The sequence below is a fragment of the Sphingobium sp. FG125 genome, assembly GCF_057809795.1.
Window position 1 is genome coordinate 289,725 of sequence record NZ_JBMDKQ010000002.1, and the last position, 23,879, is coordinate 313,603.

At 60.4% G+C, this 23,879-nt stretch carries 16 protein-coding genes and 7 pseudogenes; 14 read left to right on the forward strand and 9 right to left on the reverse strand.

What is annotated here, in order from left to right:
- Nucleotides 1–244 precede the first annotated feature (244 nt).
- The 3 genes and pseudogenes from ACODSR_RS03020 to ACODSR_RS03030 all read left to right on the forward strand — a co-directional run bounded on the left by ACODSR_RS03020 (nucleotide 245) and on the right by ACODSR_RS03030 (nucleotide 3,133).
- The gene (locus ACODSR_RS03020) at nucleotides 245–1,135 is read left to right on the forward strand and encodes a LysR family transcriptional regulator (protein ID WP_489073607.1); all 891 of its coding nucleotides are present in this window, start codon (nucleotides 245–247) and stop codon (nucleotides 1,133–1,135) included.
- Between the two features lie 152 nt (nucleotides 1,136–1,287).
- Nucleotides 1,288–2,130 (forward strand): annotated as a pseudogene (locus tag ACODSR_RS03025) (transposase); the annotation flags it as partial.
- A 181-nt stretch (nucleotides 2,131–2,311) separates the two neighbouring features.
- Nucleotides 2,312–3,133: an SDR family NAD(P)-dependent oxidoreductase gene (locus ACODSR_RS03030; protein WP_489073609.1), complete on the forward strand. Its 822-nt coding sequence runs from the start codon at nucleotides 2,312–2,314 to the stop codon at nucleotides 3,131–3,133.
- A gap of 37 nt (nucleotides 3,134–3,170) precedes the next feature.
- Here ACODSR_RS03030 and ACODSR_RS03035 read toward each other — a convergent pair whose 3' ends face one another.
- Entirely contained in the window at nucleotides 3,171–3,626 is a 456-nt protein-coding gene (locus ACODSR_RS03035; RefSeq protein WP_489073611.1) for a nuclear transport factor 2 family protein, read from the reverse strand.
- A gap of 131 nt (nucleotides 3,627–3,757) precedes the next feature.
- On the opposite strand from ACODSR_RS03035, the gene ACODSR_RS03040 reads away from it, so the two are divergent.
- From ACODSR_RS03040 to ACODSR_RS03055, 4 genes are read left to right on the forward strand one after another with little or no spacing between them, the layout of a single operon-like run.
- Complete coding sequence (locus ACODSR_RS03040; protein WP_489073613.1) at nucleotides 3,758–4,396, forward strand: NAD(P)-dependent oxidoreductase; 639 nt, start codon at nucleotides 3,758–3,760, stop codon at nucleotides 4,394–4,396.
- 15 nt (nucleotides 4,397–4,411) lie between these two features.
- Nucleotides 4,412–4,870, forward strand: coding sequence for a nuclear transport factor 2 family protein (locus ACODSR_RS03045; RefSeq protein ID WP_489073664.1), 459 nt, complete (start codon nucleotides 4,412–4,414; stop codon nucleotides 4,868–4,870).
- 43 nt (nucleotides 4,871–4,913) lie between these two features.
- Nucleotides 4,914–6,104 (forward strand): MFS transporter, encoded by a 1,191-nt coding sequence (locus ACODSR_RS03050; RefSeq protein ID WP_489073615.1) that lies wholly within the window; start codon nucleotides 4,914–4,916, stop codon nucleotides 6,102–6,104.
- Nucleotides 6,105–6,117: 13 nt separating this feature from the next.
- Nucleotides 6,118–6,582: a MarR family winged helix-turn-helix transcriptional regulator gene (locus tag ACODSR_RS03055; protein WP_489073617.1), complete on the forward strand. Its 465-nt coding sequence runs from the start codon at nucleotides 6,118–6,120 to the stop codon at nucleotides 6,580–6,582.
- A 640-nt stretch (nucleotides 6,583–7,222) separates the two neighbouring features.
- Here ACODSR_RS03055 and ACODSR_RS03060 read toward each other — a convergent pair.
- A pseudogene (locus ACODSR_RS03060) lies at nucleotides 7,223–7,372 on the reverse strand (IS630 family transposase); the annotation flags it as partial.
- 73 nt (nucleotides 7,373–7,445) lie between these two features.
- Here ACODSR_RS03060 and ACODSR_RS03065 point away from each other — a divergent pair.
- Nucleotides 7,446–8,467 (forward strand): annotated as a pseudogene (locus tag ACODSR_RS03065) (IS110 family RNA-guided transposase).
- A 255-nt stretch (nucleotides 8,468–8,722) separates the two neighbouring features.
- Here the strand turns inward: ACODSR_RS03065 and ACODSR_RS03070 are convergent.
- Both ACODSR_RS03070 and ACODSR_RS03075 read right to left on the reverse strand, forming a co-directional pair.
- Nucleotides 8,723–9,636: pseudogene (locus ACODSR_RS03070) on the reverse strand (IS630 family transposase); the annotation flags it as partial.
- Nucleotides 9,637–9,854: 218 nt separating this feature from the next.
- Nucleotides 9,855–11,306 (reverse strand): efflux transporter outer membrane subunit, encoded by a 1,452-nt coding sequence (locus tag ACODSR_RS03075; protein WP_489073619.1) that lies wholly within the window; start codon nucleotides 11,304–11,306, stop codon nucleotides 9,855–9,857.
- A gap of 92 nt (nucleotides 11,307–11,398) precedes the next feature.
- Between ACODSR_RS03075 and ACODSR_RS03080 the strand changes: the two genes are divergently transcribed.
- The 6 genes and pseudogenes from ACODSR_RS03080 to ACODSR_RS03105 all read left to right on the forward strand — a co-directional run.
- Entirely contained in the window at nucleotides 11,399–12,016 is a 618-nt protein-coding gene (locus tag ACODSR_RS03080; RefSeq protein ID WP_313923990.1) for a TetR/AcrR family transcriptional regulator, read from the forward strand.
- Between the two features lie 84 nt (nucleotides 12,017–12,100).
- A complete protein-coding gene (locus ACODSR_RS03085) occupies nucleotides 12,101–13,192 on the forward strand; it encodes an efflux RND transporter periplasmic adaptor subunit (protein ID WP_489073621.1) in 1,092 nt (363 codons plus the stop codon).
- Nucleotides 13,189–16,332, forward strand: coding sequence for an efflux RND transporter permease subunit (locus ACODSR_RS03090; RefSeq protein ID WP_489073623.1), 3,144 nt, complete (start codon nucleotides 13,189–13,191; stop codon nucleotides 16,330–16,332). The genes ACODSR_RS03085 and ACODSR_RS03090 overlap by 4 nt, the downstream gene beginning before the upstream one ends.
- Nucleotides 16,333–16,525: 193 nt before the next feature.
- Nucleotides 16,526–17,362 (forward strand): IS5 family transposase, encoded by an 837-nt coding sequence (locus ACODSR_RS03095; RefSeq protein WP_489073625.1) that lies wholly within the window; start codon nucleotides 16,526–16,528, stop codon nucleotides 17,360–17,362.
- Between the two features lie 87 nt (nucleotides 17,363–17,449).
- Complete coding sequence (locus ACODSR_RS03100; protein WP_489073627.1) at nucleotides 17,450–17,809, forward strand: DUF1963 domain-containing protein; 360 nt, start codon at nucleotides 17,450–17,452, stop codon at nucleotides 17,807–17,809.
- Nucleotides 17,761–18,015: pseudogene (locus tag ACODSR_RS03105) on the forward strand (ATP-binding protein); the annotation flags it as partial. The gene ACODSR_RS03100 and the pseudogene ACODSR_RS03105, both read left to right, overlap by 49 nt.
- A 4-nt stretch (nucleotides 18,016–18,019) precedes the next feature.
- On the opposite strand, the pseudogene ACODSR_RS03110 reads toward ACODSR_RS03105, so the two are convergent.
- The 5 genes and pseudogenes from ACODSR_RS03110 to ACODSR_RS03130 all read right to left on the reverse strand — a co-directional run.
- A pseudogene (locus ACODSR_RS03110) lies at nucleotides 18,020–18,733 on the reverse strand (IS1 family transposase); the annotation flags it as partial.
- 54 nt (nucleotides 18,734–18,787) lie between these two features.
- Nucleotides 18,788–19,719, reverse strand: a pseudogene (locus ACODSR_RS03115) (IS5 family transposase).
- 256 nt (nucleotides 19,720–19,975) lie between these two features.
- Entirely contained in the window at nucleotides 19,976–20,968 is a 993-nt protein-coding gene (locus ACODSR_RS03120) for a HupE/UreJ family protein (protein WP_489073628.1), read from the reverse strand.
- Nucleotides 20,965–21,867: a peptidyl-prolyl cis-trans isomerase gene (locus ACODSR_RS03125; protein WP_489073630.1), complete on the reverse strand. Its 903-nt coding sequence runs from the start codon at nucleotides 21,865–21,867 to the stop codon at nucleotides 20,965–20,967. The genes ACODSR_RS03120 and ACODSR_RS03125 overlap by 4 nt, the downstream gene beginning before the upstream one ends.
- A gap of 53 nt (nucleotides 21,868–21,920) precedes the next feature.
- Nucleotides 21,921–23,846, reverse strand: coding sequence for a DUF3604 domain-containing protein (locus tag ACODSR_RS03130; protein ID WP_489073632.1), 1,926 nt, complete (start codon nucleotides 23,844–23,846; stop codon nucleotides 21,921–21,923).
- Between the last annotated feature and the right edge of the window lie 33 nt (nucleotides 23,847–23,879).

Here is a 23,879-nt window from a genome sequence, read left to right on the forward strand (position 1 = left end):
GCGGCTTTGATTTTTGTAGCCGCGGTTTCTTTATGCTTTTTCCGAAATAATGATTTTATCTCGGACGTATCTGCCGGACTACATCCTGACCGCATGAGGATCATATTTTGCAATCTACGCGCCTGATGATGCCGTTGAATCCAAACCGCGATCAAATGCCAATATTATTGCCGTCTGTGCCGTTTCGGCATAACGATCCATGGTCGTGCAGCCGATCATTCGGCGGCGAGCGAGGGCAGGTGATATGCAACTGGATTGGCTGGAAGATTTCGTGGCGCTTGCGGAGGAGCGGAATTTCTCGCGCGCTGCGGAACAGCGGAACGTTACGCAACCAGCGTTCGGCCGACGTATCCGGTCCCTTGAACAATGGGTGGGAACGGCGCTGTTTACGCGAACGAAGGCGGGAACCGTTCTAAGCCCTGCCGGCGAACAGTTCCATAGTTACGTACAGGTTTCCGTTCGCGACATATATCGGGCACGAGTCGCAGCGCTTGAGGTGGCGGACCAAGCCGATTCGGTTCTGACGATCGCTGCCACGCACGCGCTATCGTTCAGCTTCTTTCCACACTGGATTGTCGAGCACGCCCCCCACGAGCCGATTAATCTAAAGTCGGACAGCCTTCAGGCATGCGAGAGGATGATGCGGCGCGGCGAGGCAGCGTTCCTGCTGTCGCATCATCATCCGCTCATGCGGACGTCGCTAGACACAACGGATTTCATAAGGGTGAAGATCGGAGAAGATCTGCTTGTACCGGTATGTGAGCCGAATGAGGCAGGCAAGCCACGATGGTCTCTGAACGATGGCGATGTCCCGTATCTAGCCTATGGTGCCGAATCTGGCCTAGGCAGAATTCTTGCCGCGGACTGGGCATCACGGCAGTTGGCGCCGCCACTTGCCGTCGTACTACAATCGAGGCTCGCCGCGGCTCTGTTATCGATGGCGATCGACGGGCGGGGGGTGGCTTGGGTGCCGCAATCTTTAGCGGCGTCGGCGCTGGCGTCGGCGAGGATCGTTTATGTTGCCGACGAAACATACTGGACGCGCATCTTCATTACACTAGCAAGACCAAAAAGCGTCCTGTCGAAGGTGTCGGAAACATTGTGGTCCGCAATTATGAACTACAGGGAAATATAGAGGGATCACAACTGCAACGCCGGGTAGGAGTATCGATGATGGAGGAACTGCATTGTGCATGGCATCGCTCCCAAAGTGGACACTGCCGCTGACGTACCCCCCTGATTTTCCTCCACGAGCGATTAGAGTCTGGCCTGAAGGAAGGACAGACGATGAAGCGTGCAACGTTTTCAGAAGAGCAGATCATTGGGGTGCTGAAGGAGGCAGAAGCGGGCGCGAAGACCGCTGATCTCGCCCGGCAGCACGGGGTGACTGAAGCGACGATCTACAACTGGAAGGGCAAGTATGGAGGCCTGGAGGTATCCGAGGCCAGGCGACTGCGAGAACTCGGTAGCGAGAACGCCAGGCTCAAGCGGCTTCTGGCCGATGCAATGCTGGATCAGGCTGCGTTGAAGGATTTTCTGGCAAAAAAGTTTTGCCGCCCGTCGCAAAGCGGGAAGCTGTCGCTCATCTCCAGGCGTGCCACGGGATGAGCGAACGGCGGGCGTGCCGTGTCATCGATGCCGATCGCAAGAGCGTGCGCTATCGTTCCACCAGGGACGATGCACTGCTCTGCGCTAGAAGCTGCGCGGGCTGGCAAACCAGCGTCGCCTGTTCGGCAATCGCCGTTTGCATATCTTGCTGCGCCGGGATGGCGTGATGATCAACCGCAAGAAGACCCAGCGGCTCTACAAGTTGGAAGGCTTGACGGTGAGACGGCGATGCAGCCGCGAGCGTGCCCTTGGCACCAAGGCCCCTGCTCTGGTGCTGGCCTTGCAGAACCAACGCTGGAGCCTGGACTTTTTTCACGACCAGATGGCGTCAGGAAGGCGGTTCCGGGTGCTCAATGTGGTCGATGACGTGACCCAGGAGGCCTGGCGGCGATGCCGGATACCTCGATCTTGGGGCATCGCGTGGTGCGCGAGCTGACCCGGCTCATCGCCCATCGCGGCAAGCCGGGCGTGAACGTGAGCGACAAGGTCCTGGGTGGCGTTCCCGGCTGCTGGTGCCATGAATTTGCGAGATCGTCGGCATCCAGCGCGCATCAGGGATTGCATGGATTCCGTGCAAGCATTCGCGTGAGCGGCATATGATAGAAAGCGTCGCCTCAAAATTAGTATTTAGCAATGGCGATATAGTTGCATAAACAACTTCTTTTGGTTAGGCTGGCTGGCGTCAGCAGCAGGAGTATGGCGAATGGAATATATCGCAGCACAACAGGGCTTCGCCGTTGTCACGGGCGGCGCATTGGGCATCGGCAAGGCGCTGGCCAAGGGGTTACGCGACGCAGGAATGACCGTGATGATCGCCGATATTGATGCCGCTCGGCTGAATGCGGCCGGCGACGAGTTGGGCCTGCCGACCAGCATCGTCGATGTTGGCAACCGGGATTCCGTGCGTGCGCTGTGCCAGCATGCAGTAGAAACCTTCGGCACAGTCCACCTGCTGTGCAACAATGCTGGCGTTGGCAAATATGCACCGTTCCTCGATCTTACCGATCAGGATCGGCGCTGGATCATGGATGTAAATTTTTGGGGCATGATCCATGGCATCGACGAGTTCCTGCCCGTCCTTCAGTCAAACGCAGATGGCGGGCACATCATGAACACATTATCGATGATGGGATTTTCCGGCCAAGTCGGCGCCAGCGCCTATGCCGCCTCAAAATTCGCGGCGCTCGGCGCTACGGAGGCGTTGCAGGCAGAACTCGTCGCAAACGGTAGCAAGGTCGGGTGCATCGCCTTCTGCCCTGGCCCGGTCGACACGGATATTGGCGATAGCGAGGTCCGCCATGCAGCGCGCCTCGGCAAGGCGCCCCCGCCGGTTGCCCCGCCGCCATCAGGCGACGTTATGGCGCGCCTCGCATATCCGCGCATGCCGGCGGACGAAGCCGCCGCGATCGCCATAGAGGCTTATCGCGAAGGGCGATTCTGGGCTATCACCCACCCCGAACTGATGGCCGACTATCGGCGGCGACATGATGCGATCATCGCGTCTCTCGGCTCGGCCGACCGGTGACTTTGTGGCATGGTGCCTGCCCCCGCTCGATCGTTGCCTATCCCAGGCCGACCCAAGGCCCATGCTGCTCGGTGCGCCACGACAGGCTGCGTTCGCTGATCCTCCAGCCACCCTCACCATGCACCAACGTATCGCGCGACTGGCCGATCGAGAAAATCTCTTTCCTATTGTCAGCAAACGTCCACTTGACCACCATCCAATAGGACTCAACGATGATGCCGCGCCCCTCCCTCTTAGCGAACAAGGGCGTCACAATGTGCTGACGGCCACGGAAATCCGGGTCACCGATAAGGCCGGCCAGCATCGCGCGAATTTCCACATGGCCGCTATGAATGTTTCCGCGCGTATCAATGAACTGGCAATCAGGTGTGGCCAGCATCGCCATGACGCCGTCCAGATCGCCGCGATCCAACGCGGCGAGATAATGGCCCAGGCAATCCTGCACTGCCAGTCGGTCTGCCGGATCGATAGTCGTGATGATGTCGCGGGACAAGCTTGGTCTCCTTCGTAATGTTCTGTCGGACAATGCGGAAAATGATAGTTGACCTTATCAAGATATAGTTGCATTGACAACTATATCATCGGATGCAGGGTTAGATATCCTGCCCAGACGGAGAGGCCGTTTTGAAAGTTGCACTGCTCGGCGCGACAGGCCCTGTCGGCAAACGCCTTTTGCACGAATTGCTGAACCGCGGGCATGCGGTCACGGCGATCGTCCGCAATCCGGACAGGGTGCCGCCCCATCCGCGCGTCACACCATGCGCTGGCGACATCGACAAGCCGGACGAACTTGTTAGCCTGTTGCGCGGTCACGACGCCGTGATGGTGTCCATCCGGTTTCTCAAGATGAATCCCGCCGACCTGCTCGGCGCGGTCCGGGGGTCGGGTGTGAAACGCTATCTGATGGTCGGCGGCGCGGCGAGCCTATACCTGCCGGGGACGCAGACCAAGGTCATCGACAGTGGCCAGATCCCGGACGAATTCTTGGAGGAGCCACGTGCCGGCATCGCCTTCTTCGCAGAGCTGAAACAGGCGATCGATCTCGACTGGACCTTCCTGTCGCCCGCGATGATGTTCTCCAACGACGAATCCTACGGCACCGAGCCGGGCGGCCGGACGGGCGTATTTCGAACGGGATTGGACGAACTGATCGTCAGGCCCGATGGATCGAGCGCGATCTCCTATGAGGATTACGCCGTGGCCATGGTGGACGAGCTGGAAAGGCCCGCCCATATTCGGCAGCGTTTCACAGTCGGCTACTGAGCGCCTACCCCAGTGATGCCCCCCGTCCCGACTTCGGATAGCACGATAAACCCAGTCCAGCGTTTGTTGATTGAACGAGACTGCACAAGACTCCTGCTGACTTACGCGGGACTGATCGACAGCGGTCAAGTCGATAGAGCACTCGACCTGTTCGTCGAAGAGGCGGTTTTGATCGGGCCTCGCAGTGCTATGCGCCTGGATGGGATCACTGCGATCCGCGCTGCCTTTGCCGGCGGGTCGGGCAAGCTGCTCCGCCATTTCGTCTCGAACATCATGGTCGACGTCGTCGCACCTGATCGCGCAAATGTGACCGCCAACATTCTGCTCTATACAGGTGAGCCCGCAGCCGATGGCGGACTGCCGCCCCGCGACGCGGATGTGGTAATCGGCACTTCGACGGACGATCTCATACTGACCCCGTGCGGCTGGCGGTTCCAGGAACGGCGCGGGGCGCTGTGCTTCGCCCCGTCATGACGGGGCTGTGGCTTGGCCGGACTAAAGCGGAGGAAAGAAGCGCATGAAGTCGGGCAGTTGGTCGTCTATCTTCGTCATCTATCTGTTCGGCGTCTGTGCATCGGCAGCCGTGGCCCGGATCATTCCGCTCGCCACGGACATCATGTCGCGCTTCGGCATCGACGATCGCCAGTTCGGCTGGTTGATCGCGCTGATCGCCGTTCCGGCGGTGTTGCTGGCCATTCCGAGCAGCCTGGTGGTCGGGCGGTTTGGTGCGCGAACCGTGCTGATCGTGGCCGCTGCGATCGGGGCATTCGCCAACATGATTGATCTCGTCGCGGATCGCTTGTGGATGTTGCAAGCGGCGCGTCTGATCGAAGGCGTCGCGGTGGTTCACATCTATACAGCCGCGCCGACGCTGTTGATGGCGACGGTCGATGGTCCGAGGCGCACGCAGGCGCTGACTTTGTGGGCGACCTATGCGCCGATTGGCACGGCTGTTGGACTGGGCTTGGGCAGCATCGGTGCGGGATCGGCTGACTGGCGGCTGCCCTTCGCACTGTTCGGTGCGTTGATGATCGGTGTCGGCCTGCTCGCCTGTCTCCTGCCGCGCCAGTTGGACGCACCGAAGCTGCCGACGCTGGGGCGGCAAATTGCAGACCTCGGCTCGGCCTGCGTCAGTCCGCCGTTGGTTGCCTTGGGCCTAGCCGCGTTCATGGTCATCAGTATGGGCTTTGGCGCGAATATCACATTCCCCGACTGGTTCGTGCGTGTGCATCACATCTCGCCAGCGGCGGCGGCCGGCGCATTCTCGTTGCTGACGTTACTGATGCTGCCGGGATCGTTTGGCGCGGGCGCGCTGATGAGCAAGGCTGGCATGTCGCCGTTACGCCTATTCCTAATCGTCGCGCTGTTCAGTTTTGCAACAGGCATATTCTCGTTTCAGCCTGAACTGGGGCTTGCACCACGTTATGTAGTCGCGGGCAGCTGGATCCTATGTTCGGGCGCGGCGCTCGCGATCGTAATGGCGGTATTACCACTGGCGGCGGGGCCAGCCCGCCATGGTGCCGCCGCGGCGCTCGTTAATCAGGCCGGTGCCCTTGCCACCTTTGTCAATCCGCCGCTGTGGCGCTCGATGCTCGCAGGCGGGGCGTGGGGACCTTTCGTCTTGACGATGGCGACGGGATGGATGGTATCGGTCGCGGCAATGCTGTTCGTTACGTCGGACGGGAATCGCAATACCGAAGAAAGATGATGGACCCAGGAGCATGACGACCAAGCCAGAGCCAGACCTACCTACCGATTTTTCGCTGAGCTTCGGATTCCTGTCAGCAGCAAACCGCCTCACTATCCTGGCCGCGCGGAGAGTACGAGCATTAGCCGATTTGACGCTGACTGAATGGCGGGTCCTGACCGTTTTGGCGATGGCACCTGGATCAAGTGCAGCTGGCATTGTCAGGGCTGTGATGGTCGACAAATCAGTTGCCAGTCGCACCCTTCGACAACTCGAAAACGCCGGGCTGACTACCATCGAAGCAGATATCACCGATAGGCGCCAAAGCAGGCTTTTCCTGACCTCCAAGGGACAAGCGTTGTACGATCACATGCTGCCGATAATCCGGAAGACGGAGGAGCAAGCATGGTCCACCCTTAGTGCCGGCGAACGTCTGGTGCTTCGCGAAATGCTCGAAAGGCTTTCGCGCAGGTGGGCGCAAGATTCAATCGAGAGCTGATTGATTGCACGAGTTCGCCAACCATCATGGCACCGTCCATCAACCCGCTGCCCTTGCCGAAACAGCGCGGCCGCCCACCAGCAAAGGAACAACCCGATCTCCATCACGGCTGATCACCGGCACAAACACTCCTGCCAAACTAGCGAATTTTAGAAGCCCACTTTTGCGGAATCTTCGCTGCCCGCTGTGACGAACTCATGCCGTGGAAATGGCAGCCAGATAATTAGGTAATCGCCGAAGCCGACCGAACCGCGGCCTTCAGGCCACGCTTACCGATTGCCCCAGAAAATACCCCCAAATGCACATCGACGTCCTGGGATTTGCCGCGATCCGATGAGCCTCGTTGCGGTCTTAAGAAACGGCGCAAATCCGCCAAAAAAGGCATGAAAAAACCGCTCCGGGATGATCCGGAACGGTTTGATACTCATGTGTTTGGTTGCGGGAGGGCGATACAACCGAAGCCGACATCCGATCTCTTCTCGAATATAGATGGTCGAAAATGAGCTTCTTTCTGGACCGCCGTAGAAAATATAGGTCCATTTGCGACACTCCAAGATCAAGTCGCGCCAAGGCCGACCGACACCTTTGTTACAGGTGTTGTCGGCATCTGCCATAGCCACCTGATACCGACCTGCATTGATCAGGACCGACGGGCCCATTTGCGGCGCCCGATGGTCATGATGTGCCATGGCTGATCGATAAGTTTGTTCCAAGCGTCGCAACAGAGGTCGATGATGCTGTCGTGGGATATGAAGATGCGGTTGGAGAGCCAGTTATCGCGCATGAACTGATGGGGTGGACGCCCCCCCGGCGGCATCGATGTGCCATAGTGGAGGTGTTGAACACCACTTGAGGAGGCGCCCGTGTCGGAAGTTAGCACAATTGGGTTGGATATCGCCAAGCAAGTTTTTCACGCACACGGCGCAGATGAGCGCGGGCGCGCGCTTTTCAGCAAGCGGATCAGCCGCGGCAAGCTGCTGGCGTTCTTCGCCGCTCAACCTCGATGCGTGGTCGCGCTGGAAGCGTGCGGCGGAGCTCATCATTGGGCGCGCGAACTGGCGCATATAGGCCACGAGGTACGGCTGATTCCGCCAGCATATGTGAAGCCGTTTGTGAAGCGTCATAAAAATGATGCGGTCGATGCCGAGGCGATTTGTGAAGCGGCTCAGAGACCGAACATGCGGTTTGTAGCCGTTAAAAGCGAGGAGCAGCAGGCGGCAGGTCTCGTCTTTCGAGCTCGCGACCTTCTGGTGCGGCAGCGGACCCAGCTCATCAATGCAATCCGTGGGCATCTGACAGAATACGGATGGGTAGCGCCCAAGGGGCGATGCTGGCGGATTTGCTTGAGCAAGAGGAAATGGTAAGCTCACTTCCGCACGCTGCCCACAGCATGTTCCGATTGATGCTGGATTTGCTGGCTGATCTGGCTGCCAAGATCGTCGAACTTGACAAGGAGATCGCAACGCGCGCTCGTGAAGATGAGATAGCGCGCAGGCTGATGACCATTCCTGGTATAGGGCCAATCACGGCCACCGCGATCGCCGCGCTGGCACCACCAGCTGAAACCTTCACCAAGGGCCGTGACTTTGCCGCCTGGCTCGGCCTCACGCCTTTGCAGAAATCGACAGGCGGCAGGCAGAAGCTCGGCGCCACATCAAAAATGGGCGAGCGAACGATCAGGCGCCTGCTTATCATCGGCAGCAGCGCCGTCGTCCTCCAGGCAAGCAAGAAAGGGGCTCCCAAGGGCTCCTGGCTGGAGGGGATGCTGGCTCGCAAGCCGCGAATGCTGGTGACGGTCGCGCTTGCGAATAAAATGGCACGCATCGTATGGGCGCTGCTCACCAAGCAAGAGAATTACAAAGCTCCGGTCGCAGCTATGGCGTGAGCCTGGCGGGCCTGAGGTCGTCGGAGGCGTAGTCGGTCGAAGGAGAGTATGGCACAGCAGTCGGCGAGACGGGGCTGGAAGAACCAGGGTCTGGCAATGCACCACGAGTGCGCTGAACTGATATGGTTCCGGTCCGCGAACTCCCATACAGGCCCGCAGCTCCATCGCTGCAGTAAAGGCCAGACAGATGGCAGCATCCGACTACGTGCTATATCCATCAAATATCGCTTGCGTTTGCAGGGGCGTCCACAGATGCCAGATGTTCTCGACCGGGTTCAGCTCGGGGCATTTGGCCGGCAGCGCGATGATGCTGATATTCTCGGACACGTCCAACTTCCCAGTCATGTGCCACCCCGCCTGATCCATCAGCACGACCGCGTGAGCACCGGGGGCGACGGCGAGCGATATCTCGGTCAGATGCAGGGACATGGTTTCGGTATTGCAGAAGGGCAGAACCAGACCGGCGCCCTTGCCGTGCTCCGGGCAGATCGCACCGAAGATGTAGGTTGATTTCGTTCTCTGGTCCTTGGGTGCCAATGGCCGCGTCCCGCGTCTGGCCCAGCGCCGCGTGATCTTGTTCTTCTGGCCAATGCGAGCTTCGTCCTGGAACCATATCTCTATCGGTGTGCCCTTCGGGAGGGTTGCTTTGACCTTTGCCAGCTCGGCAGCAAAACCCCCTTTTTGAAGTCCTCCATGGCATATTCATTCTGGGCATGATGGCGGGGCCGCGCAGTAAGCTTGACGTAGCCCAGCTTCTTTAACTCGCGCCCCACGGTGGTCTCATCGAGCGAGACCGCAAATTCCTCATGCAGCCACTGAACCAGATCGATCAGCCGCCAGCGAACAACGCCATGTATCGCCGGGATCGGTCCGCGCTCGACCGTCTCGACAAGCGCCCGACGCTGAGCATCATTGAGCCGCGATCGCTGGCTGGGAGCCTTGCCATCAAGCAGCCCGTCGGGGCCGCGGGCGTTGAACCGAACCACCCAGTCACGCACGATCTGCAAGCCCACCCCGCCGATCCGTGCCGCCGCGGTCCGGCTGCCGCCGTCGTAAATCTCGGACAAAGCCAAAAGACGACGGGCCTGGTTCGCGCTCTTCGACGCGCGCGCCAATCGCCTCAAGACTGCTCCGTTAAAATCCTCCCGCAAGCCAATCGCTGATCCCATGGTCACGCCCTCCAATGCAGGACGCCATAGGTTCAGACTTTCGCCTGTTTGGGAATCCCTGACGTGAGTCAGCTTCACCGCTGGTTGGTATCATTCCATGCCCGCGCGTTCGTCCGCCTCGTCCGTCATGCGCAGCTTGGCGCTCCGTTCTTTCGGCGCGCTCATGATGTATTGTCACAGCCCACCCCCACCCGGACGCACCATCATCTTGCAGTCTTTCAGTTCGTCGCCGGAACTGGGTCCCAGCCGCCACCCAGCGCGCGGAACGAGGTGACCGCGCCGCGACTTGCGGCGGCGCGAGCCTGGATCGCACCATCTCGGGTTTCGAGCAGCTTGCGATCCGCATCGAGCACTTCGATCAAATTGACCACCCCACCCTTGTAAGCGGCAAACGAGGAGGCCCGTGCGCGCGTAAGTGCTAATTCACCTTGTGACAAAGCTGCCGCCCGCGCTTCCTGCTGAACCAATGTCGAGAAGGCATCCTCAACATCCTGCGACGCACGCAGGACGGTCAGGCGATACGCAGCCAGCGCCTCTGCATTACGGCCCTTGGCGGCCTTGATCTCCGCATCGACACGACCAAAATCGAACAGGCGCCAGCGCAAGCCCAACACGCCGTTGGCTTGCGTCGCATTGCCAGTGAACAGACCACCTGCCGCCGTCGTCGCCGTGCCAAGCAGACCGCTTAGCGAGATTTTGGGATAATATTCAGAGACGGCGACCCCGATCCGGGCGTTGGAAGCGGCAAGCGTCCGTTCCGCCGCAATGATATCGGGCCGACGCCGCAAAAGCGCTGCCGGCCCGCCCGCCGTCGATACAGCAGGGGACAGCGGTATCGGGGAGAGCGTCGCCAGTTCAGATCGCGTTGTGCCGGGCTGAACGCCGATCAGCACATCGAGGGCATTCATCGCCATGTCGAGTTCGTTCTGCAAAGCCGGGATCGAGGCGCGCACCTGCGCCAGCGCGCCTTCGGCCTGGCGAACCTGTAGCTCGGCCGCGACGCCTTTGCGATATTGAAGGGTGATCAGATCGACGAGTTTCTGCTGGGTGTCGGTTTGCGCGCGCGCCACGTCGAGGCGCACCTGCAAGGTCCGGATGGCGATATAGGTATCCGCAGTCTGCGCAGCCACTGCAAGGCGTGCGGCGACTGCTGCCGCCGCCGATGCCTGCCAATCCGCGCGGGCCGCGTCGCGAGCGGCGTCACGGCCACCGAACAGGTCAATTTCCCAACTGGCGCCAAGATTAAGCTCATAGGTTTCGGTTGAACGCTCGAATTGCGGGAATGCGCTGCCAATCCGTCCGATCGGAGTTTCCAGCGACTGATAGGTTTCGCCACCCTGACCGTTCACCTGCCCGGATGGCAGGAGCGCGGCGTTGGCATTCTTCAGCGCGGCGCGCGCCTGAACGACGCGCGCGCTCGCCCGCTGCAGATCCAGATTCTGGGCGAGCGCGCGCTCGACAAGACTGGTCAGCAGCGGGTCTTCGAACGCCCGCCACCAATTGACCAGGTCCGCCATCTGCGTTGCCGCAGTTCGCGAATCGACGGCGGGAGCGCCGACAAAAGCAGTCGGCGCCGAGGAAACCGGCGCGACGTAGCGAGGCCCGACAGCACAGCCGCCCAGAAGCGCGGCCGTAGCTGACAACAGGAATGCGGATCGACGGTGTCGCATGTTCAAGCCTCGAGAGATTGAGTTCAATATATGACTAATGTTCCTTATGGTCACTATTTGTCAATGCTGGCTGGAGCGTTTAAGGAGCGAGCATGATGAAGCCATCCACTCCAACGGCCTCGACCCGCGGGCCGGCCGAACACAGCGTACGTGACCAGATCGTCGAAGCCGCGAATGAATGTTTTGCGCGCTACGGCTATGGCAAAACCGCGGTCTCTGACCTGGCGCGCGAGATCGGCTTCTCGAAAGCCTATATCTATCGCTTCTTTGAATCGAAACAGGCGATCGGCGAAGCCATCTGTAGCGCCCGCCTCGTGCAAATCCTCAGCGAGGCGCGTGCCGCCATCGATGAAGGCGGCAGCGCGACCGACCGGCTCCGTCGTATGTTCAAAAGCGTTACTGCGCTCAGCGTCGCCCTGTTTTTCGATGATCGAAAGATCTTTGAGATTGCGGCGCTATCGGCGAAGGAGCGCTGGTCATCGACGCAAGTCTATGCCGATGCCCTCAAAGCGATGCTGGAGGAGATCATCCGGGATGGCCGCGAAAATGGGGAGTTCGAACGCAAGACACCGATTGACGAAATCTGCCGATCGATATTCTACGCGATGACCCCCTTTATCGATCCACTGCATCTCGAGCGGAATCTGGACCTGCTTCCCGACGCACAAAGCGAGGTTATGGGCCTCATCCTGCGCAGCCTAGCACCCTAAACCCGGCCAGATCAGATTGTGTGACCTATTGACAATATCGTCACTAGACACTTATCGATCCTCCATACTTCGGAGGAATCGTGCGTGTCCCATCGCTATCTTCATTTTGCCCTTGGCCTGCCCATCCTGCTTTCGATCGCACTGGCCGGGTGCGACCGCACCCAATCCGATCCACGGACACAGCCACCACTCGTCAGGGTAACCACCTCAAGCCTGGCCAATGCTGCGACACGCGAGTTTACCGGCATCGTTGCGGCACGCGTGCAGAGCGATCTGGGCTTTCGGGTCGGCGGAAAGGTGATCGAGCGTCTGGTTGACGCCGGACAGGTCGTTCGCCGCGGACAGCCGCTGATGCGGATCGACCTTGCCGACCTCGCGCTCGCGAGCCGCGCGTCACAAGGCACCGTCGAAGCCGCCCGCGCGCGCGCATTGCAGACTGCAGCCGATGAGAGGCGTTACCGCGATCTGGTGGGCGCGGGCGCCGTATCGGCCTCGGCTTACGACCAGGCCAAGGCAGCTGCCGATTCGGCGCGCGCTCAGCTCACCGCAGCACAGGCGCAGGCCAATGTGGCGCGTAACGAAACCAACTATGGTGTCCTGTTCGCCGATGCCGACGGCACAGTCGTCGAGACGCTGGCAGAACCTGGACAGGTGGTTGCGGCCGGACAGACCGTGATACGATTAGCACGGTCAGGACCGCGCGAAGCCCTGGTGCAATTGCCCGAAACGGTGCGTCCCGCACTGAACTCTGCCGCCCGGGCCCGCACCTACGACGGTGCGACCGGCAGCGCCACCCTGCGCCAGCTCGCTGACTCCGCCAATCCAGCCTCGCGCACGTTCGAAGCCCGCTATGTCCTTGCAGGCGCGGTCGCTCGAGCGCCGCTCGGATCCACTGTAACTGTGACCCTTGCTACGCCAGGCGAAGAGGTTGCGACCCAAGTGCCGCTTGGCGCACTGCACGACACCGGGCGAGGTCCAGGCGTCTGGATTGTCAGCGGGGATACCAAGCCAACGGTCGCGTGGCGGCCGGTTCGCGTCTCGGCGCTTGGTGAAGAGACTGCAAATGTGACATCGGGACTTAAGTCTGGCGACCGCTTCGTCGCGATGGGCGCCCATATGTTGCATCAGGGTCAGCAGGTTAGAATCGCTGCGCAAGCCGCAGGTGCAGCCCGATGAGCGGGCAGCACGATCTGCCCGGAAATGAGCCCGGTAAGCCGAGCCGGTTCAATCTATCCGCGCTGGCTGTCCGCGAGCGATCAGTCACTTTGTTCTTCCTGATCGCGATCATTCTGGCGGGCACCGTCGCGTTCCTAAAGTTGGGACGGGCGGAGGATCCGGGCTTCACCATCAAGGTGATGACGGTCGTCACCGCCTGGCCCGGCGCGACAGCTCAGGAGATGCAGGATCAGGTCGCCGAGCCACTGGAAAAGCGTTTGCAGGAACTGCGCTGGTATGATCGCAGCGAAACCTTTACACGGCCCGGTCTGGCCTTCACCACATTGACCTTGCGGGACACGACGCCGCCCAAGGACGTGCCGGACCAATTTTATCAAGCGCGCAAGAAGATGTCGGACGAAGCGCCTAACCTGCCGCGCGGAGCGGTCGGGCCATTCGTGAACGACGAATATGGTGACGTCACCTTCGCCCTTTATGCCCTCAAGGCTAAGGGCGAGCCGCAGCGGTTGCTCGCACGTGAAGCCGAGACCTTGCGCCAGCGCCTACTGCATGTTCCTGGCGTCAACAAAATCAATATCGTGGGTGAGCGCCCTGAGCGCATCTATGTCGAATTCGCCCAGGAGCGGCTGGCGACGCTTGGCGTCTCGCCACGCGACATCTTCACTGCGCTGGCGGCGCAGAATATGATCACGCCCGCAGGCTCGATCGAAACCAAGGCACAGCAGGTGATCGTGCGCCTCGACGGTGCATTCGACGACCTGTCGAAGATCCGTGACCTTCCCATCGTCGCAAACGGTGCCACGCTGCGCCTGTCCGAAATCGCCAAGGTCGAGCGTGGTTACGAAGACCCCGCCGCCTTCCTGATCCGCAGCCAGGGCGAGCCTGCATTGCTGCTCGGCGTCGTCATGCGCGAGGGATGGAACGGCCTTGACCTTGGCAAATCGCTGAAGGCGGAAATTGAGAAGATCACAGACGAACTACCCCTCGGCATGAGCCTGACCCCGGTCACCGATCAGTCGGTCAATATCTCCGAGGCGGTCAACCAGTTCATGCACACTTTCCTGGAAGCGCTGGCGATCGTGATGATCGTCAGTCTTGTGAGCCTGGGCTGGCGGGTCGGCATCGTCGTGGCGGCGGCGGTGCCGCTGACGCTGGCTATCGTGCTCGTCATCATGTGGGCCACCGGCCGCGTTCTTGACCGGATCACGCTCGGCGCGCTGATCCTCGCGCTCGGCCTGCTGGTTGATGATGCCATTATCGCCATTGAGATGATGGTGGTGAAGATGGAGGAGGGCTACGACCGCATCCGCGCGTCCGCCTACGCCTGGAGCCATACCGCCTCGCCCATGCTGGCCGGAACGCTGGTGACGGTGATCGGGTTAATGCCGGTCGGGTTCGCGCAATCGACCGCCGGCGAATATGCCGGCAACATCTTCTGGGTCGTTGGCTTCGCCCTGATCGCCTCCTGGTTCGTCGCGGTGATCTTCACGCCATATATGGGCGTGAAGATGCTGCCGCATATCAAGCCGGTGGAAGGTGGACATGCCGCAATCTACCAAACGCCGCGCTATGAGAAAGTGCGCAGCGTCATCGCCTGGGCGGTGCGGCGCAAGAAACTGGTCGCACTCGCGACGCTAGGCGCGTTCCTGATTGCGGGCGCCGGCATGCCGTTCGTCAACAAGCAATTCTTCCCCGCGTCCGATCGGCCCGAAGTGTTGGTCGAGGTGCAGATGCCCAAGGGAACGGCGATCGCCCGCACCAGCGAGGCCGCAAAGCAAGTCGAGGCTTGGCTACGTAAACAGCCCGAAGCCAGAATCGTGACCGCTTATGTCGGCCAGGGCGCCCCGCGCTTCTTCATGTCGCTGTCGCCCGAACTGCCCGACCCTTCCTTTGCAAAGATCATCGTCCTCACCGCTGACGAGGAAGCGCGCGATGCCTTGAAAGTTCGGCTCCGCCAGGCTGCTGCCGACGGCCTCGCTCCCCAGGCACGGGTGCGCGCGACCCAGCTCGTTTTTGGTCCCTATTCGCCCTTCCCGGTAGCCTTCCGGGTGAGCGGACCTGATGTGGCGACGGTCCGCACCATCGCAGCCAAAGCGCAGAAGATCATGCAGGACGATCCGATGATGCGGACCGTGAATGCCGATTGGGGCGACCGTGCGCCCGCCCTGCACTTCGTTCTCGACCAAGATCGGCTGCGTGCGCTCGGCCTGACTTCCAGCGACGTTGCGCAGCAGCTTCAGTTCCTGCTGACCGGCGCTACAGTAAGCCAGGCGCGTGAGGATATCCGCACCGTCGATGTGGTGGCGCGCTCAAGCGGCGACGACCGGCTCGATCCGGCGCGGATCGGCGACTATATGCTGACAGGTGCCAATGGCCAGCGCGTGCCGGTGAGCCAGATCGGTAAACTGGAAGTGCGGATGGAGGAACCGATCCTTCAGCGTCGCGATCGGTTGCCGACGATCACCGTTCGTGGCGACATCGCGGATGGTCTCCAGCCGCCGGACGTCTCGACCGCGATGCTCGAAAAGCTTCAACCGATCATCAAGGAACTGCCGTCCGGTTACCATATCGACATGGCTGGTTCGATCGAGGAGGCTGAAAAAGCCAATTCAGCGCTCGCGCCGATCTTCCCGATCATGATCGTGCTGATGATGATCGTCATCATCCTCCAGGTCCGCAGCCTGTCGGCCATGGCGATCGTGCTGCTGACCGCGCCTCTGGGGCTGATCGGAGTCGTCCCCACGTTGCTGATCAGCGGCCAACCGTTTGGCTTCAACGCCATTTTGGGCCTGATCGCCCTTGCTGGCATCCTGATGCGCAATACGCTCATCCTGATCGGCCAAATCCACGACCATGAGAAGGAAGGGATGGATCCCTACCGCGCCGTGGTCGAGGCGACTGTGCAACGGTCCCGACCGGTAATGCTGACCGCGCTGGCGGCGGTGCTCGCATTTGTGCCCCTCATCAGTTCAGTCTTCTGGGGATCGATGGCGGTGACGCTGATCGGTGGGACGCTCGGCGGCACGATCCTGACCTTGGTGTTCCTGCCCGCGCTCTATGCCCTCTGGTTCAAGATCAATCCGCCCTCCCGTGAAGAGCATTCCAGTACGCTGCAAGGCGAAAACCCGGCGGCGGCCTAGGAGGGAGGCCGTCTGTCGTCGACCAACTCACGTCGTTCGGAGGATCTGGCGGAATGTCGGTTTAGCGCCAATGCCGGTCACTCAACGGCCTGAGTGTCTGATCCGAAATTAAGGTGAGTGGTATCAGCAGGTTAGCTTGACGGCTATGCCCGTCGTTGATTCAGGGGTTTTGCGAAACTACCAAGGATCAACGATGTGGACTGATACCACTCGCGAGCTTCATGCGCGACGCGGGCTGATTTTGCCAAGCAATTTGACGGATGCCGAGTGGTCGGTGCTCGAACCGCTGTTGCCACCGGCATCGTATGTGGGACGCCCCCGCAAGTGGCCGATGCGGCGAATTGTCGAAGCGATGTTATACCTGCTGCGCGGCGGCCTGCCATGGCGGATGTTGCCCCCATGCTTTCCGCCGGTTTCGACGGTGCGACGCTGGTTTTACCTCTGGCGCGACAACGGCCTGTGGCTGACGATGAACCACATTCTGCTTATGGCGTCGCGCGAGATGGCTGGCCGCGAGGCCTCGCCATCGGCGGGAGTGATCGACAGCCAGAGCGTCAAAACCACGGAAAGCGGCGGTCCTTGCGGCTATGACGCTGGCAAGAAGGTCAAGGGCCGTAAACGCCATATCTTGACCGACACCGAAGGAAATCTGGTGCATGCCGTGATCCACACGGCTGACATTCAGGACCGTGACGGTGCGCCGATGGTGCTGCGCGATATCATACGGCGCTTCCCGTGGCTGCGGCACGTATTCGCAGACGGCGGCTATGCTGGCGACAAGCTCAGGAAGGCTCTGCGGCGAATGGGGAAAGGGACCATCGAAATCATCAAGCGGTCAGACACCGCCAAAGGCTTCGAGGTGCTGCCACGCCGATGGGTTGTCGAACGCACGCTGGCATGGCTCAATCGAAACCGACGCATCGCCAAGGACTTCGACAAAACCATCGCATCGGCATCGGCGTGGCTCTTCATTGCCTCAATCCAACTCTTTACGCGACGCATCGCAAGGTCCGAAAATCAAACCGAATAATTACGAATCAGACACTTACAGAATGAAATATCGGTCGCGCTAGATGCGAGGCGTAAAGACGAAAACGCAGTGGATGGAATCGGTACTATGCTCAACCTTGACCGAGAACAAACGGCTGTACCGGCATGGGCCTTGTTGTTTCGCTCTCCTTTCGAACCTTCGGAAGGAGAGACATCTTGGCTTGCTGGGAAACCGACAGTGCCAACTGGCTTTGAATGGTCAAACGATACCGACGGCTTTCCTTTGTCCTTTCTCGCGCAAATCGATCTCGCATCGATCGAGCCGGAGCCTATTACCGGACTGCGACCACCGCACCTCCCAGAAAAGGGTGCGTTGCTTGTTTTCATCGGCAAGCGCTGCTCTTGCCATGTGCTTACCGAAATTGAGGTCGCGCGCAGTATCTTCCGTTCAGCGCCTCGGGCGGCGCCCTGCTGTTCCACCTGCTGAGCAAAGTCTACGAGCGCACCAGCGTCATTATCACCACCAACCTCAGCTTCAGTGAATGGGCCACCGTGTTCGGCGATGCAAAGATGACCACCGCGCTCCTCGATCGGCTCACCCACCACTGCCACATTCTGGAGACCGGCAACGACAGCTTCCGGTTCAAGAACAGCTCCGCTCAGCAGCCCAAAACCAGAAAGGAGAAAGGGTAGTGGGTCAGTTTGAAATCTGACCCTGCTTTTTATACGGGCCGCGCTTTTTTGGGGCATCCTCCGCTTCCTCTACCAGCTTCGCGATATCCGCAATCTCCCAAAGCCGGTCCGACACGCCTGCGGCCATAGCAGGCGACATGCGTAGTGTCTTATGGATGCGGACAAAGTTGTAATACATCATGTGCAGAGCAACCGCATATTCGTGGTTCTCGACCTTTTTTGAAAAGGCGTTGGTCAGGCGGGTGAACCGGCGCATGTGCATGCGGATGGTTAGGTTCTGGCGCTCAACATAGCTGGTCGAGACGTGGGCAATGTCAGGATTGCCTTCGATGCGGATTTTCTTCGCGCCAGTGCATTCCGCTGGACTGTAGCGGCCCGGCGCGCTGATCGTGGGGCCGTACAGCTTCACGAGCTGGGCAAAGTCCACGTCCGCCCCGAACGCGCCCTCTACGGCTTCCAAATAGGCCTTGTGGCCATCGGTGGTAAGTTGGACGCGATTGGCGAGGCGCTCGGCCAGATCGTCCATAAGGTCCATTGCGCTTTCGCCGGAACGGTCGCCGACCAGATAGGACACGATCATTTTGCTATCAGCATCTAGAGCGGTCCAAGTCCAAGTGTCGCCAGCGCCTTCCGGGGCATCCTTTGCTGTGGCGACGTTCTTTTGCTTGGCGTAGGTAAAAGACCAAATTTCATCGACCTGAATGCGTGATGCCTTCACGTGGCTTTGTTGCATAACTCCTGATAGGCTTGCTGCGGGATTTATTTGAGATTACTACGCGACGCGGACGGTATTTGGTGTGCCGATTTGCGAGAAGCGATTGAGGATTGCAGCACGGACTTTGAGCTCGGTTATCTGACGCTCGAAGGTGCGGGCCATGACGCGCTGACCAAGCAGCTTGAAGCAGTGCATTTTCGTTTCGACGAGGCTGCGGCGATGGTAGCCGCTCCACTTCTTCCAGATGGTGCGTCCAAGCCGTCTGATCGCACGGAGCGTTCATTGCGGGCAGCCGTCCCGGGGCCATCCTCCTTCCATGGTCGACCGTTGCGGCGGACCGGAATGATGGCTTGCGCCTCGCGTTTGGCGATAGCAGCATGGCACTTCTTGGTGTCGTATGCGCCGTCCCCACCAACGCTGCTGATCTTCTCATCCTTTGGGATCTGCGCCAACAGATCGGGGAGGACAGGCGCATCGCCAATCGCGTTGGTGGTGACCTCAATGGCCCGGATATCAAGCGTTTCTGCATCGATCCCGATATGCACCTTGCGCCACTGGCGACGATAGGAAGCGCCGTGCTTGCGTGTCTTCCATTCCCCTTCGCCCATCATCTTAATGCCAGTGCTGTCGACCAGAAGATGCAGGCCGGCAGAGCTGGGACGCCCGCCAAGCGTCACCGGCAGCGTCTTCTGACGCCGGCACAACGTCGTATAATCCGGCACCGGCCAGTCCAGATCAGCCAGCTTGAGCAGGCTCGCCACCAGCCCCGTCGCCTGCCGCAGCGGCAGGTTGAAAAGCGCTTTCAGTGTCAGGCACAGTTCGATCGCGCTTTCAGAAAAACGAGCCGGGCGACCAGGGCGCCCGCATGGCGCCGACAGCCACTGCATCTCCGGATCAAACCAAATATCCAGAGAACCACGCTCCTTCAGCGCCGCGTTATACGCGCTCCAGTTTGTCGTGCGATACTTTGGTGAGGCTGGCTTGGGCATAGCCGCCCCCTAAAGCACTCGATTCACCTGAGGAATCCCCCAGGCGCAATTTCGCAACAAAGCCCGTCCACACCAACAGCGCTTGCACCGGTGCCATCTCGAAATATCAGCCGATCACCGCAAGGCGGCCCTCACCGGAGCGATACCCCTCAAGCTTCGATCATCGGAAATCACCCCGCACAAGGGGCATGATCCCGTGCGCCTGCTCCCAGTTCAAGCGGTCAGCTTTGCGCTAAACATCCAACCCGGATGAATTTTACGGGCTAAATAGCGCGACCGTCCGTTCGGCCAGCCAGTAGGAGGCGAGCGTTCCGACGAGCGCCGCGCTGGCATGGCGCACGATGAGCGGCGCATCGGCCCGCAGGCGCAGATGCGCCCAGGCCTTGCGCAGGATCAGGTACAGCGCGATCGCGACGATCACGAAGATCAACTGGCCGATCTCGACGCCCAGATTGAAGAACAGCAGACCGGTGACAAGCTCGGTTTGCGGCAGGCCGATCTGGCCCAGCACCGCGGCAAAGCCAAAGCCATGGAGCAGGCCGAAGCTGCTCGACACCGCGATGGGATAACGCCAGCTTAGCGTATCGCGATGCCCCTTGTAGATTTCGACCGCCAGAAAGACGATGCTCAGCGCGATGGCCGCTTCCACCGGCGGCACCGCTACCTGGACCCATCCTAACGCCGACAGGGCGAGCGTCACCGAATGGGCGAGGGTAAAGCCCGTGATCGTCAGCAGGATGCGCTTGAAGCCGCCCGCAAGCCACAGCAGGCAGACCAGGAACAGCAGATGATCAAAGCCCGTCAGAATATGTTCGACACCCAGGCGCAGATATTGCCCGGCAACGCCCGCCCTGCTCTCGGGCTGCGGCAGCGCCACCCTGGTCTCGCCCGGCTTGAGCAGCAGGGATCGGGATTCGCCCGACGCCCAGCTGATCCGGACAAGCCCGGGCACCGAAGGCGCCGAGCCGGGATAGATCAGCGCCAATTCCCCGCCCAGCCCCTGGGGGCATCGGTAAAGATTGGCTCCGCCATCATCGCCCGGGCCGACGATGCGCTTGCAGTGCCTGTCGATCCGCACGCTCGGCGCGAAACGATCGGGAAAGGATGGCGGCAACCTGAGAACCACGGAATACAGCGCGTCGCCTGTCTGTCGTACATTGATCAGCAGCGGGAAAGCGTCGTGGGCACGGGCCGGCGCCACCCCGGCCAGCAAGCACACCAGGGCCAGCAACAAGCGCGCCGCGCTCATTTGGCCATGCGCTTTTGCACGTCGCTGTCGATGTCCACCTTGAACTGGGCGATCAGGCCACCGGCAAAGGCTTCGCGGCGGGCGGCCCTGGCATCCTTCGCCGCATCCTCTGCAACCATGGCCCGCGCCCGCGCGAAAGGCAGGCGGCGACCGACATCCTTGCGGGCTATCCGCACGAGATGAAAGCCGTATTTCGACCGCAACGGACCCTGCCAGCGCCCATCGAGCAGCGCCATTCCAAATATTCGCTCGGCAAAGTCCTGACCGAAATGGCTCTCGATAATCTCGGGAGTGCGCTCGGTATAATCGGAGAGATAACGGAAGCGGTCGGCGGAATGAACAAGTCCTTTTTCGCCACCCGCGTTCAGCTTAGCCAGGGCGCCCGCCGCCAGACGCTGCGCTCCGTCCCATCCATGCGTTTCGGCGCTGAAGAAGATATGGGAAAAACTGATCGACGGCGCATCGACATAGCGGTCAAGATGGGCGTCATAATAGCGCTTGAGCGTGGCTTCGTCGGGAGCAACGGCCTGCCCCTGATCGCCCTCTGCCAGATATTCCAGCGACTGAACCAGCCGCCGCCGCATGACATAGTCATTCTTGTCGAGGCCCAGCCGCAGTCCTTCACGATACATCGCCTCTTCGCGTACTATGTCGTCCACCATGGCGGTCACGTCCTGTGGCGCCATCTGATCAAGCATTCTTTGGGCGCCCGATTCATTGAAAGATCGCGCACGCAGCTGCATGAATTGCAGAAGTCCGTCGCGGTCGACCTCGATCACCCGTGAAGCGGCAACGTCCTCACCTGGACTGACCAGCGCATGCAGGCCAAAGAGCGAAAGGCCCGCGAGCAGGAACCAGACCAGCGGTTCCCGCCGCCAGCGCGCGACGATATCATTCATGCATCTGTACCTGCCCCAAGCCTGCGATATTTCCTTTCCGCCCAATGATGCACTTATGGATTGTACCAGATCGGCGAGCTGAAGGCGCGGTCCTGCACGACCATCGGGATATTAGCGGGCATCTTCACCTTGAAGAAGGCCGCATCGTAGGCCGTCCAGCGCGGCTTGGGAATTTCCAGCACCCGCACATAATAGAAGGCGCGCTGCTTGGGGTCGAAATCCGGATCGGTCCACACCGTCGCCAGTTCGGGCGCGCCGATGCTGTTCGTATAAGAAGCGTCGGCCAGGTTCACTGTGCTGCCGACAGCCGACACCTTGCCCGTCTTCGGATCGACCTTGCGGCCGCCCGATACAGCGACGTCATATATTTTCTCGTGCGTCGCACCCTTGGCGTCGACCCAGCCCTTGATCACCTGGACCCGGTCGAGATTGGCGTCGTCAGGGTCCTTGGCGGCGGCGATCATGAAGATCGGTGCTTTCGCCCCGCGGCTCCGCGTCAGGTCGCCGCCCATCGGCACGCCCTTTTGATAGCCGACATGCACATAGTCGGGCCGCATCACATCGGATTTCGAGAAGTGCCAGCCACCAAAGACGCGCAACTGAATGCGCGAACCGGTGGTCGCATAGACTTCCCGGCGTCGGATCGCGTCGAAAATCGACGCGCGTGTATTCTCCTTCGCCCACACCGCCGCAAGCCCCGAGGCACCGATCTGCCAGTTCCACTGCGTCTGCTTGACCTGAGCTAGAGGCAGAGCGTAACGGCCGGCGGAGGGTTCGGAATGGGGCATTTTGCCGAAGAAATTATCCTCGGCCGTCGTCGAAAGACCATTATGGGAATCGGTGCTGCCGATCATGCCGAACTTGAACGGATTGGCACCCAGCTTCTGTTCCAGTTGCAGCCCGTCCTTCAGCGCCTTGCGGGCATATTCCGTTTGCAGCATCGCCGGTGTCTTACGCACAGCCCCTTGCACGTTGGTCGTATCCCAAAGCTCGAAACCGGCGAATTCGTCGGTCGGCGACAAGGTCGGATGCGTTTCGCTGGTGCCCTTGGTCTGGGTGACCTCATAGACCGGCTCCCAACGCGTCCGTTCGCGCGCGTAGGAGGCCGTGAACGGCTGGCCCGAAAAAGTCTGCGGCAAGAACATGCGCCCGTTGCTGAGATTGCCATTATGGGGAATGGCGAGAACCTGACCGCCGGTTTTCAGCTCATAGCCCTTGAGATAGGCCCATAATTTTTCCGGATCAGTACTGTCCAGCGCCGAAAAGGGCACAACCTGCAAAACCTTATCCGCGCCATCGCGGAAAATGACGTTGCGGTGCAGATTGTCGCCCGATGGCGTCGAACTCCATTCATAGCCGATCAGGGCAGTGAAATGACCCGGATCGTTGAACCGGTCGGCAGTCCTGACGACACCCTGCCATATCGACTTCACCAGTTCGTGAGGCTCGGGCGAGCTTGCTCCGCCCGCCCGGAGAATATCGAAAAATTCGTACATCGCCTTATTTACATCGCCGGCTTTCAGCAAATCACTCCAGCGTTTGCCTTGTTCCCAAGCGCCTTCCGTACTGCCGCCCTTGGCCAGCCGCGGGAAAACGCCGATATATTCCGCATGATCGGCCACCACCAGGAAATCGAGCGGACGACGCAGCTTTGCGCTAAGGCCGCTCGTGGCAGTCACTTCTTCGCCCCTGGCCAGCCTATAGGCTTCGTCCGGGCTGACCGTAAGGTTGCCGAAGCCGAAAGCATCGGCGGAATAATTGGTGTGAAGGTGGGTGTCGCCCCAGTAGAGATTGGTGCTTTCGTTGGCAAAGCGCACCGGTGGCGAATAGGCCAAGGCGGCGGGGCCGGCCGGGACAGACGTTGCCGTTTCTGTAGGTTTGGCCAGCAAAGCCTTTCCACCTGCAAGCAGCAGCCCGCCCGACACGACCGCCAAAGTCGCCCTTTTGCCCCGCCTTAGAATCATGTCGAGCGTCGCCATCAGTTTTTATCCTCTCCGATCATACCATGGCTG